Origin of the sequence: Sphingobacterium sp. IITKGP-BTPF85, assembly GCF_001006065.1 — a bacterium.
Taxonomy (GTDB): domain Bacteria; phylum Bacteroidota; class Bacteroidia; order Sphingobacteriales; family Sphingobacteriaceae; genus Sphingobacterium; species Sphingobacterium anhuiense.
This window is the reverse complement of sequence record NZ_ASZT02000152.1, coordinates 1-12,197: the sequence shown is the minus strand read 5'-3', so window position 1 is coordinate 12,197 and position 12,197 is coordinate 1. Positions and strand designations below refer to the sequence as shown.

11 protein-coding genes and 2 pseudogenes are annotated in these 12,197 nt (G+C 34.2%); 7 read left to right on the top strand and 6 right to left on the bottom strand.

Annotated features, from left to right (window positions below; all coding sequences use genetic code 11):
* Positions 1-71 precede the first annotated feature (71 nt).
* From L950_RS34285 to L950_RS21195, 5 genes are read left to right on the top strand one after another with little or no spacing between them, the layout of a single operon-like run.
* A complete protein-coding gene (locus L950_RS34285; RefSeq protein ID WP_021188649.1) occupies positions 72-533 on the top strand; it encodes a hypothetical protein in 462 nt (153 codons plus the stop codon).
* Positions 505-1,368, top strand: coding sequence for a DUF3857 domain-containing protein (locus L950_RS34280; protein ID WP_021188648.1), 864 nt, complete (start codon positions 505-507; stop codon positions 1,366-1,368). Before L950_RS34285 ends, L950_RS34280 begins: the two co-directional genes overlap by 29 nt.
* Before the next feature lie 14 nt (positions 1,369-1,382).
* Positions 1,383-1,610, top strand: coding sequence for a hypothetical protein (locus L950_RS34275; protein WP_021188647.1), 228 nt, complete (start codon positions 1,383-1,385; stop codon positions 1,608-1,610).
* Positions 1,611-1,669: 59 nt separating this feature from the next.
* Complete coding sequence (locus L950_RS34270; RefSeq protein WP_021188646.1) at positions 1,670-2,071, top strand: DUF3858 domain-containing protein; 402 nt, start codon at positions 1,670-1,672, stop codon at positions 2,069-2,071.
* Entirely contained in the window at positions 2,071-3,858 is a 1,788-nt protein-coding gene (locus tag L950_RS21195; protein WP_021188645.1) for a DUF3857 domain-containing protein, read from the top strand. Before L950_RS34270 ends, L950_RS21195 begins: the two co-directional genes overlap by 1 nt.
* 255 nt (positions 3,859-4,113) lie before the next feature.
* Here L950_RS21195 and L950_RS21190 read toward each other — a convergent pair whose 3' ends face one another.
* Together L950_RS21190 and L950_RS21185 are read right to left on the bottom strand one after the other, a co-directional pair.
* Positions 4,114-4,386: a hypothetical protein gene (locus L950_RS21190; RefSeq protein ID WP_031287496.1), complete on the bottom strand. Its 273-nt coding sequence runs from the start codon at positions 4,384-4,386 to the stop codon at positions 4,114-4,116.
* Between the two features lie 128 nt (positions 4,387-4,514).
* Positions 4,515-5,353 (bottom strand): annotated as a pseudogene (locus L950_RS21185) (aldo/keto reductase).
* Positions 5,354-5,483: 130 nt separating this feature from the next.
* Here L950_RS21185 and L950_RS21180 point away from each other — a divergent pair.
* Positions 5,484-6,128 (top strand): NAD(P)H-binding protein, encoded by a 645-nt coding sequence (locus L950_RS21180; protein ID WP_021188642.1) that lies wholly within the window; start codon positions 5,484-5,486, stop codon positions 6,126-6,128.
* Between the two features lie 245 nt (positions 6,129-6,373).
* Positions 6,374-8,586, top strand: a pseudogene (locus tag L950_RS21175) (NADP-dependent isocitrate dehydrogenase).
* Between the two features lie 404 nt (positions 8,587-8,990).
* On the opposite strand, the gene L950_RS21165 reads toward L950_RS21175, so the two are convergent.
* From L950_RS21165 to L950_RS30955, 4 genes are all read right to left on the bottom strand, one after another.
* On the bottom strand, positions 8,991-9,431 hold the full coding sequence (locus L950_RS21165) for a MepB family protein (protein ID WP_046792095.1): 441 nt from the start codon (positions 9,429-9,431) through the stop codon (positions 8,991-8,993).
* A 323-nt stretch (positions 9,432-9,754) separates the two neighbouring features.
* Positions 9,755-10,405 (bottom strand): hypothetical protein, encoded by a 651-nt coding sequence (locus L950_RS21160; protein WP_021188639.1) that lies wholly within the window; start codon positions 10,403-10,405, stop codon positions 9,755-9,757.
* A 296-nt stretch (positions 10,406-10,701) separates the two neighbouring features.
* The gene (locus L950_RS21155; RefSeq protein WP_156169797.1) at positions 10,702-11,019 is read right to left on the bottom strand and encodes a hypothetical protein; all 318 of its coding nucleotides are present in this window, start codon (positions 11,017-11,019) and stop codon (positions 10,702-10,704) included.
* Positions 11,020-11,025: 6 nt separating this feature from the next.
* Positions 11,026-12,197: hypothetical protein (locus L950_RS30955; RefSeq protein ID WP_021188637.1), on the bottom strand; the 1,172-nt coding region annotated here is incomplete at its 5' end.

The following is a 12,197-nucleotide window of genomic DNA, read 5'->3' as shown; positions in this document are numbered from 1 at the left end:
TTTAGTTTAAACGATATTTAATAGCTATTAATACGTTTATATTTATATTTGCATGACCAATTATAAATAAAATGCCATATAAAAAAGTATTATTAGTTTTTCTGATGTTATTTACGATCAGTCACTATCAGGTGTCTGCACAAAAAAAAGAAAAAATCGAATATAAGTTTGGTAAAATTCAACCTGAAGAATTTTCAATTATGCCATCTGGTGCAGACTCTGCCGCTTCAGCCATTAAATTGTTTGACATCGGTAACTGTTATTTTGAATTAAGTCCTGCTTCAAAATCATTTGTCTATGTATATGAAAGACACGTGCGTTATAAAATCATTAATAAAAATGGGTATGATTACGCAAATCATACTATTGGATTGTATAAAAGTAATTCACAGTCCAAGGAAACGTTAGATAATATGAGCGCAGCTACCTATAATATGGTGGATGGTGTCATGAAAACAGACAAAATTGATAAAGATTCAAAATTTACGGAAGAAGTAAATAAGAATGTTATCCAGAAAAATTACATTACCTAATGTAAAAGAAGGATCTATAATTGAATATAAGTATAAGATTAAATCGGATTTCATTTTTAATCTTCGCGGATGGAGTTTCCAAAGTGAAATTCCGACCCGTTGGTCCGAATATGCAGTAACTATTCCAGAGTATTTAGATTATAAATTCAGTAGAAATGGATATTATGATATTGCACATCCTTTGCACGAAACCGTTAATGCAAGTTACGTTTCCGGTGTTCAATCTGCTGCGATTCGTGATCGCTTTGTGGCAGAAAATATGCCCGCTCTGAAGGACGAACCTTTTATTTCAAGCCTAGATGATTATCGACCTTCTATAGATTTTGAACTTCGATCCACCAATTTCCCTGGACAGTTTTTTGTTGATTATACAGGATCATGGCCAAAGATTATCAGTTCTTTGCTAGAAGATGAAAATTTTGGACGTTATATAGAGAAAACAAGCTTCGCTAAAAATAATTTGAAATCTATCATTAAAGCTGAAAACGATTCTTTGGCAAATGCGAAATCAATTTTTAAATATGTTAAGGATAATCTTAAGTGGAATGAGAAGTACAATTTTTATAGTACGGAAACAAATCCCAAAACAATTTTTGAGAAAAAAACAGGAAATTCAGCCGATTTAAATTTGGTGCTGATCAACTTTCTGAAAGAAGCGAATTACAGTGTTTATCCAGTGTTAATTAGTACACGTTCCAATGGGAAACATCCTGGATACCCAATCATAAGTAAATTTGATAATGTTGTGGTTGCGGTAGAAATTGGAGGCAAATCATACTTTCTCGATGCAACGGTTAAGGACATGCCATTTGGAATGATGAATTATCAAATTTAAATCATGAGGGTTTTTTGATCAATGTTGGTGAAAAAAGTGGTGGGTGGATCAGCACTGAAACGCTTTTCGGAGATGAGAGCATGCATGTGTATAATCTCGTGTTAGATAAAGAAAACCGATTAAAAGGTAGTGTAACCAATTATTTCAATGGATATGCCGGTTTAAGTGCTCGCAACAGCTACAGGACTGCCATCAATGAAGAAGATTATATCAAGAACCTGAAAAAAATAAAACGGGATTAGAGCTTAATAACTTCAAGATCTTAAATCTGGATAGTCTAGATGATCGATTGATTGAAACGATGGACGTTGAGATAGAAGATAATGTGGAAGAAGCTGGAGATCTGGTTTATTTCACACCTTTACTTTTCGAACGAACAAAGGAAAACCCATTGAAACATGAGGAAAGACTTTTTCCTGTAGATTTCGCTCATCCGATACTTGAAAATTGCCGTGTAGTCATTAATTTCCCTGAAGATTATCAGATTGATAAACTTCCTAAGGGCGGCATTTTTAAACTTCCTGAAGATGTCGGCTCCTTTTCGATATCGTATTTAATCGATGGCCAGACACTTCTAATAAAAAGTGCTATTCATATCAATAAGTCGATGTACAGTTCAGAAGAGTATTTCTATCTTAAAGAACTTTTCGCCGCTATTGTAGAGAAGCAAGCAGAAAAAATTGTATTTAAAAAGAAGGTATAATGAAGTATACATTGGGTTTAATGGCATTGCTGTTTTTTTCTCACGGTAATGCACAGACAAATTGGGATGTGGCAAATATCCACGAAGCGCTTAAAAAAGATGCCACTATTGTTATTAGAAATGAAGAACAGTTCCTCGATATTAAAGGCATCAATGCTGCAAAATATGATTATAAAATAACTGCAACCATTTTTAGCAAAGCAGGTGATGACTTTGCTGCAATGGAAGAAGTTTACGATAAGTTTTCTACTATTTATAATATAAAAGCGGTTTTGTATGATGCCACCGGTAAGAAGATTAAGGAATATAAATCCTCTGATATAAAAGATCAAAGCTTGATATCTGGTTTTTCAATATTTGAGGACAATAGGCTAAAGAGTCTGAAATTTGTAAGTAATAGTTATCCGTATACCATTGAATATAGTTTTAGCCAAGATTTTAAAGGATTACTTTATTTTCCCCAGTGGCGCGATCTAAAAGATTTTGGTGTTTCCGTAGAAAAATCAAGTTATTGTATTCAAAAAGATAAAAATTATCAAATGAAATACCTCTCGAGTACAGGGTTGAAAGTTGATTCGACCAGTATTGGAGGTAAAATACGTTATAAATGGGAGAGTAGTCAAGTACCTGCTTTAGCTAAAGAACCGATGGCTGTAGGGATTGATAATCTAAGTTCCTGGGTTAAAGCCTCCCCGAACTTATTTGAATATGATGGCTCCACCGGTAATTTTGATAACTGGAATAATTTTGGACAATGGATTTATAAGCTTAATGAAGGTGGAAATCAATTACCTGAAGCATTTAAAATCAAGATTCGGGATTTAACACAAGCAGCACGGACTCCAGAAGAAAAGATGCGCATCCTGTATCAATATTTGCAACAGAATACACGTTATGTCAGTGTGCAATTGGGTATTGGCGGATTTAGACCTGTATTGGCCGAGAAAGTAGCTACAGTTAATTATGGTGATTGTAAGGGGCTGTCCAATTTTATGAAAGCGATGCTGAATGAAGTGGGAATTAATTCACATTTAGTGATGATTGGAAATGGCAAACCTAGTTTAAACGATCAATACTCAAGTATCGGGCAGGCTAATCATATGATATTAGCTGTACCGATAGGGAAGGACACTACCTTTCTGGAGTGCACGAGCCCTTATTATCCCATGGGATTTATTGGTTACGGAAACTCAAATAGAAACGTACTGTTAGTGACCGAAGCTGGTGGAAAACTTGTAAAGACGCCGGCTTATAATGCCTCACAAAACTATCAGGTGAGTAAAACAAAAATTAAATTTAACAATGAAAATGATATTGATGTATTGATCAACACATCATATGGTAATTCTCAATTTGAAGACAATTTACGAAAAACAGTTTTAGAACCAAGTGAACAGAAAAAAAGAGCATTAGAAAATAGCAATATTCCTATTGAAACATTTGGTTATTATAAATGTGATCAAAAAGATAAAACTAAACCGGAGTTAGTAGAGGAGTTATCATTTAAATCAAAACCATTATTAAGTAAGGGTGGTGATAAATATTTTCTGTTACTGAATCAAATGAATAGAAGGGAAGCTGTACCTATTAAGATTGCAGATCGAAAAACATTTTTTTCCGTTCCTTATGCGTATGAAGATAAAGATGAGATCGTTTTCGAATTGCCACAAGGCTATCAGATAGACTTTATTCCAAAAGATATTCTGATCGAATCAGATTTCGGTATTTACACGGCGACATTTGAAAAAAAGATGGTCTTCTTATCTACAGCCGAACTCAGAAAATGAATGATAAAATATATCCGCCAGAAAAATACAGTGAGTATGTTGATTTTTATAAAAAATAGTTCAGGCAGATAAGCAGAAAGCTGTTATTACAAAAACGTTATAATTCATTTAAACTGATGTAATAAATTAAAAAGCTGTAAGGAAACTTTGATATCCTTACAGCTTTGTTGATATAAATACCTGGTTTTATATGTCATCAATAAATAATCTGAGCCCGTGTTGTCTGTGATTATTAATCAATTTGATGCACGATAATTAATCATCCAAATCCGCCATGTAGATGTCATGTACGACAAATTTAACTTGTGCATTAGGTAATAGCATATCCATGACATCTTCCGAATCTATTGGATACAAAGTTTCACTATCTGCATCAAGCATTTCAGAATCAGGTATGAGCTCAAAGAATGTAATTCCATTGCTCTGTGATAATTCCTCCACTTTTATGCAGACAACCTCTTGATTTTTCCAATTTGACCAGATGGTTTTATTGAACAGTTGATATGGATTTTTTTCTGAATTAGACATGTATGCAAACATAGTCAATCACATCTCTACAACAAAATTTATTCTTAAGTAAGAGTCCTGGTCACCTTGTTACAGATGTAAATTATACACAAACAAGACCCGTGTAGCACTTTAAGTACAATTCTTTTTTAGAATGGCACCTCTGCTGGGTTGAGTCCTGAAAAACCTAAGTCCCCCATATTTTTAATTGATGCTATATCTTCAGCAGTCAATTCAAAATTTGATAGGTCAAGATTTGCCTTGATATTGATGGGATTAGTAGATTTTGGTAACGGATTAATACCCTCCTGTAATGCAAATTTAATGCAGATCTGGCCGACACTAACGTTATACTTTTTCGCTAACGAAAGCAATACTTCATTGTCAAGAATTCGACCTGATCCAAGAGGTGACCAAGCTTGTACCAAAATGTTGTTTTCTTTACAGTACGAAACTGTTTCTTCCTGTAATACCCAGGGTGAAATTCCAGTTGATTGACAGCTGGTTTAATTTGTACTGTTTTCAAAAGGGTTTCAACATATTTCTTAGGAAAATTACTTAGACCAATAGCTTTGACTCTTCCATCAACATATAATTTTTCAAAAGCTCTCCAGGTATCAGCATTAATTTCTGCCCAATTTTCAAATTGTGCTTCATTAGCCGGCCAATGAATAAGGTATAAATCAACATAAGTTAAATTAAGTAAAGTTAGTGATTTTTCAAATGCAGTTAATGTGTTTTCATATCCACGGTCCGCGTTCCATAATTTTGTCGTAATAAAAAGATCATCACGATCAATTCCACTATCTTGAATGGCCTTTCCAACACTTTTTTCGTTCCCATATACGGCAGCAGTATCGATATGAATATAACCCGCATTTAATGCCTCAGCTACCGCGTTATAGGCAGGCGCACCATCTTCGATTTGCCAGGTTCCGAAACCGATAGCAGGAATCTTAATCCCGTTGTTTAATGTATATGTAGTCATGTATTAAAGTTATTTGTAAATAATAAAACTAAAATTAACGATTCTAACAGGCATTCTCAGTCCCTCCGTTTATTTTAGTGAGAATTTGACAACATAATGAAATATGGAAACGAATCATTATATTTAATACATGGAAGCAATTGTTATTGGAGGAAGTGGAGCTACAGGAAGAGAACTGGTTAGGCTATTATTAGAAGATGTACGCTTCACTAAAGTCCGTGTATTAGTACGTAAAGCTTATTTTGAACAATATGATAAGTTAGAAGAGATTATTGTCGATTTTGACAAATTATCATCTTATCACCAAGTTATAAAAGGAGAAGTTGCATTTTCATGTCTCGGCACAACTTTAAAAGATGCAGGAAGTAAAGACGCACAATGGCATATAGATTACGATTATCCACTGGGTTTTGCACAGCTAGCTTTCAACAATGGCATATCCCATTTTGTTCTATTATCTGCAATAGGAGCAGATGCAAAATCCAGTATTTTCTATAATCGTATGAAAGGAAGTTTAGAAGAAGCAATTAAAAAAATTGGATTTAAACACCTTATGATATTGCAACCAGGCTTTATAGAAAGACCTAATTCAAATCGATTTGGAGAAAAGGTCGGACTGAAAGCAATTACTTTTTTTAATTCATTAGGTTTTTTTCGGCATTATGCGCCTATTAAAACGCATCAGCTCGCTCAAGCAATGATAGAAAGTGTTTTTTCATATGGATCAACCGTCCAAGTAATTTCATTAAAAGAAATGAGGGCACTAACTAAGTAATTAGATGTAGGCTGTAGCGCATATAGAATATAAGTGCACATGCATCTGAAAAGAAAGGTAATAGACAAATATAATTGTGTTTAATCCAGTCATGCCAACATTTTACTTTTAACCGTCATAATTCAACCTTTTGTAGCGATTTAAATTTCAATTTCCTATCTTTAGGCGAATTTTGAATCAGCCTCAGCGTTCGTTTTGAATTTCAATTTTGTTTAAGCAAATTAAAAGATTTCAATAAAAAAATTATGTCATCTAAAATCATTTACACCAAGACAGATGAAGCGCCATTGTTGGCGACTTACTCATTCTTACCTATTGTACAAGCATTCGCCAAAACAGCTGATATCGATGTTGAATTAAGAGATATTTCTCTTGCAGGTCGTATTTTAGCAAACTTTTCAGATGTATTAAGCGCAGATCAGAAAGTAGCTGATGCTTTAGCTGAATTAGGGCAGTTGGCAACAACTCCAGAAGCTAATATCATCAAATTACCAAATATTTCAGCTTCCATTCCGCAATTAAAGGGAGCTATTGCTGAATTGCAGGCAGCAGGTTATGCGATACCAAATTTCCCTGACAATCCAGAAACTGCAGCAGAAACTGAGATTAAGGCAAAGTATGCAAAAGTATTAGGTTCAGCTGTAAATCCAGTTTTACGTGAAGGAAACTCTGACCGCCGTGCGCCAAAAGCTGTTAAGAATTATGCTAAAGCAAACCCGCATTCAATGGGTGCTTGGTCAGCAGATTCTAAGACACGCGTAGCGTCCATGTCTCACGGTGATTTTTATGAGACTGAGCAATCAGTAACAGTAGAAAACGCAGGACAGTTCAAAATTGAATTTGTTAATGCAGCGGGTACCGCTACAGAATTAAAAGGTTTATCTCCATTAAAGGCAGGTGAAGTAATTGATTCATCAGTAATGAGCTTAAATGCATTAAAAGGTTTTGTTGCAGATACAATTGCTGCGGCTAAAGCGGAAGGTGTTTTATTATCTGCTCATTTAAAAGCAACGATGATGAAAGTATCAGATCCTATTATTTTTGGTGCTATCGTAGAGGTTTATTTTAAAGATGTATTTGCTAAATATGGTGAATTATTCAACTCTTTGGGTATCAATAAAAATAATGGTTTAGGAGAAGTATTTGCAAAAATATCGGGTAATCCGCAAGAGGCAGAAGTTAAAGCAGCTATTGAAGCCGCTATCGCGAATGGTCCAGATTTAGCAATGGTAAACTCTGATAAAGGTATTACGAACTTACATGTGCCTTCAGATGTGATCGTTGATGCATCTATGCCAGCGATGATCCGTACTTCGGGACAGATGTGGAATAAAGAAGGAAAATCTCAAGATACCATCGCTATTATTCCAGATCGTTCTTATGCAGGAGTGTATGAAGCAACTATTGAAGATTGTAAAGAAAATGGCGCATTAGACCCTACAACTATGGGTTCTGTTCCCAACGTGGGTTTAATGGCTCAAAAAGCTGAAGAATATGGTTCACATGATAAAACTTTCCAGGCATCAGAAAACGGTTCGATCCGTGTGGTAGATGCAAATGGAAATGTTTTGATGGAACAAAGAGTTGAAACTGGTGATATCTTCCGCATGTGTCAAACTAAAGATGCACCTATTCAAGACTGGGTAAAATTGGCGGTTAACCGCGCTCGCTTATCGGCTACACCTGCAGTATTCTGGTTAGATGAAAATCGTGCCCATGATAGAGAAATCATCAAAAAGTTGAGAAATATTTAGGTGATTTTGATACAAATGGATTAGATATTTTTGTTATGAATCCTGTTGAGGCAACTAAATTTTCTTTAGACCGTATCCGCGAAGGATTAGATACAATTTCTGTAACGGGTAACGTATTACGTGATTATTTAACAGATTTATTTCCTATTTTAGAAGTTGGTACATCTGCAAAAATGCTTTCTATCGTTCCTTTAATGAATGGTGGAGGTTTATTTGAAACAGGTGCTGGTGGTTCTGCTCCAAAACATGTTGAACAATTCTTACAAGAAGGTTATTTACGTTGGGATTCTCTAGGTGAGTTTTTAGCTTTAGGAGCATCTTTAGAGCATTTGTCACAAACACAGAATAATGCGCAGGCATTAGTTTTGGCAGAAGCATTGGATGTGGCAACAGAAAAATTCTTAGCGAATGATAAATCTCCAGCACGTAAAGTAGGTCAAATCGATAACCGTGGTTCTCACTACTATTTGACAGCTTATTGGGCTGAAGCTTTAGCTGCACAAACAAAGGATAGCGTACTAGCAGCGAAGTTTGCACCTTTAGCTAAATCATTAGCTGAAAATGAGGCTAAGATCAACGAAGAGTTGATAGGTGCTCAAGGTAAAGCACAAAACATTGGTGGTTATTATTTCCCTAATGATGATTTGGCTACAGCCGCTATGCGTCCTTCGCAAACATTAAATAATGCAATCGCTTCTTTATAGTCGTGATTTTATAAATAAAAAGGCTCCATTCATCATGAATGGAGCCTTTTTATTTATAAATTATAAAGTATTATGGAATACTAATTTTTGTTCTTCATTAAATTCATTTCGAGTATAACCTGTTCTAAGGTCTCTTCATTAACAATAGGTACTTGTTGGATTTTTAGCATGTTATGCAATTTTGTATCCTTGTCGAGTAAATGAAAATTAGACCTCACAAAAGGATGAGCATTTGGTTTTTTAGAATCCTTATTTTCATTCATAATGGAATGATTTCTATTTTTATTTCGAAATGGATGCATAATGATTCGATTATGTCTGTAATTGGTATTTACAATTTACATAAAATAAATGAAAAGTACAATAGATTAGAATCTTGAAAATAATTTTTTAAAATTACCCCATTATAAGGTTAATAGTTGTTTAGCTTTTTTTAAGTCAACCTCTTCACCTGCAAGAATCTCTATAAAGTATAATTTTTGCCAAAGTTGTGTTTGTTTAGCCTGTTTATTCTCGGCGATATCCCAATTTGGATAGACTCTAAAACCTCGTTTACCAGCTTTACATTCACCTCTCAAGATACCATGTTTTGACAGAATGCTTCTAGGGAATATAAACAATCCAAAATCATTATCTTTTCGGGTAGCTATTATATAAAAATCAATAGGGTTACTGCCTGCATAAGGAGTCGTAATTCCAGCTGCATCCCTATACCATAAGGTAACGAATTGACCAATCTTTTTAGGTGTTATCTTGGCTTTCCTGTACTTAATTTTCAAATGGTCTAGATCAAAATTTTGAGCATCATATTCTTGACTTTCCTGTTCATATCTTCTATGTGCCATTGTTAATCCACAGGGCTGAAAAATAAATGTATTGATGAGCTGAATCTCCGTAGGGGTAAGGGTAATATCTTGCAATGTGATGAATATAATAATTTAAAAAGCTTATTTATATGAAATGGATTGTGCATTTGAAGAATTGCTTGAACATGGTAAGCAGTTTCAAACTTTGTTAAAACTTGTATTGTTGCAAATATAAAGAGACTTGTGCAGATCTTTTTAAAGCGAGTGATATTAGCATAGTATATAACTTTAGATATAACAAAAAACAGACAGTATTTTTTAGGTACTGTCTGTTCTCATGAAACCAAATATGACTACTAGTATTAGTAGGTGATTTCTCCCTTTATAGCAAGTTTGTTTTTATCCATAAGAGTAGTTGTCATTGTAGCGCTGACTTTGCTCTGTTTTAATTTACTAAACGGATATATTGTCCACTTTTCTGGCCATGCATTAAAATCAATAAAGAAGTAAAAAGGGTGTTGAGTTCTTTCATTTTGAATCCGATCAGGAGATCGTTCAGAAGTTGTATTTAACAAGTATGAATCGATATGTGCTTTATGAAATTGATAAAACATTTTACCAGGAAGGGACGCAGCTAATGGCTCGTTATATTTCCAGGTATGTACAATATAAGGAACAGCAATCTCTGTTACTTTTATTTCTTCTATAGCATTAAAATCATCATCATATGCATATGCAATCGAGGTATCTTTTTGGATGACACTATCGGTTTTAATCTCTAAATCCAAATAATTAGCATAATTCTTCTTTAACTGTTCCTGATTGAATCCTGTATACTTGCTCATAATCTGGGATAACAAAGGAAGATCATTTAGCGACAATAAACTCCATAAGGTAACAATTTGATTAGCTGTATCTATCTTTCTTACCTGAAGGTTCTGTTCTATACTTTCAGATAACAACCACTGTCCAGTAATGTCTGTCTTATGTTTCGTAACAGTAGCTTCAGCCATTAAACTTTTGTCTTTTAGGGCATAACCAATATGTTTTTTGGTCGAAGCATGTTCAAAGCCTTTAAAAGAACCGATCTGTACCCATGCATCCTGATTTTTTAACAGTGCATGGAGCTCATTAAAATCCGAATTAGGATCAAGTCCAATCGAATAAACAAGATGATTATGATCAAACAGTACTTTAATATGTTTTGCTATATTAACACTGACAATACCTTGTTTTTTATCTGCAAAATTAATTGCCTTCGGATATTGGTTTGCAAAAAAAGAAAAACAATCATCATAGTTCGATACAGCTAATATTCCGCAGAATTGATTTTTCTGTGTATCAGTACTAAATAAAAACAGACGGGCTGGAATAGATATTCCTGAATTCCATACGATTTTTTTATCAAGTCTTCACCACCTTCTATTCCTGTAGAACGGGTATCAAAGCTCAAGAGCTGAGATACATTATCTAACAGTAAGTCATCAACAGCAATGGAGAGAATACCGGTACTTGATTGACTGACATATTGTTTTTCAATCCTATTTTTACGGACAGTATAAGTCACCCATAGGAACGATATAAGTATAAGTAATAGCGAGCAGATGATAATTGTAATCCTTTTCATGTATAATTAATTAGCGATTTTACTATCCATGTTCTGCATGATATGTTTTAAAATATACTGTAATGCATTTTTATCCTCTTTTGGCAATTCTATAGAAAGTTCACCAGAGAATTGACGATTTTTTAACGTACTTCCTTTTAATTGAATATCGCCGTAAGTCGATAGGTCTTTCATTGTTTGTTGCAATGAAGCAGTTACTGGTACTTCTAGTTTATGGACTACTTCAGGAATAGCATTCGCGTGAACAACCAAATTGAATGGATTAGCAAGTAAATCCTTTTTCACTTTTGCATTTTTAGTACCTTTAAAACGGTTTTGTTCAATAGAAGTTAATTGTTCTACATCACTACCCACAAATACAAGATCTTCCTTGAAAAGGATATAGATTGGTTTTATATTTTTCTGCTCAGCAATTTTGTAAATACCATTTTCCAAAGTTACTTCTTGTTTTTTTACAGCGAAGTCAAGTGTACGTTTATACAATCTTTGATCTTGAGAAGTAAACATCCATAAGAAATTAGGTACATACTCATCTTTCATTTTCGTAATTTCTTTGTAATTGTAATCATCATCATACTCATAGGTTACATACTCTTTATTAACCTTTTGAAGATCATTTAAGAAAAAAGCATGGTCACCTTTCATCACTTTACCGATTGCTTTCTCATCTAGTGCAATTTCTAAAGCTGTAGCGCCAATGGTGACAACGTCACTATATTCGCCTGCAATGGGAGCATACCAACGATTCACAAGGGCTGGCAGTTGTTTTAGATAAGCTTCCGTATTAATATTTACGGCCGCATATGCCAAATGGTTTTCAGGGATATATTTTGCAAATTTCTTGTTGATTTTACCATTGTACAACGGTTTGAAAATCTTTGCCATTTCAGCATCGACTCCCAAAGTTCCAGTAAACTTAATCGTATGCTGATCCTGGATTAAATCAAATGTACCTTCCTCATATCCATATTTAAATTTATCCATATCAATACCATAGGCCAATTTTAACACATCATAAGGCAATGCACCTTGATATAATTTATCTACATTGGGCACCCAGAGACGAATCAGATGTTTGTTATCTGTTAATTTGATCGCTTTATTGTTTGCCATGTTGCTCTTAGGATCTAAGTAGCCATTAAAGTCATTTGCAAGCCATGTTCCAAATAATTTATTTT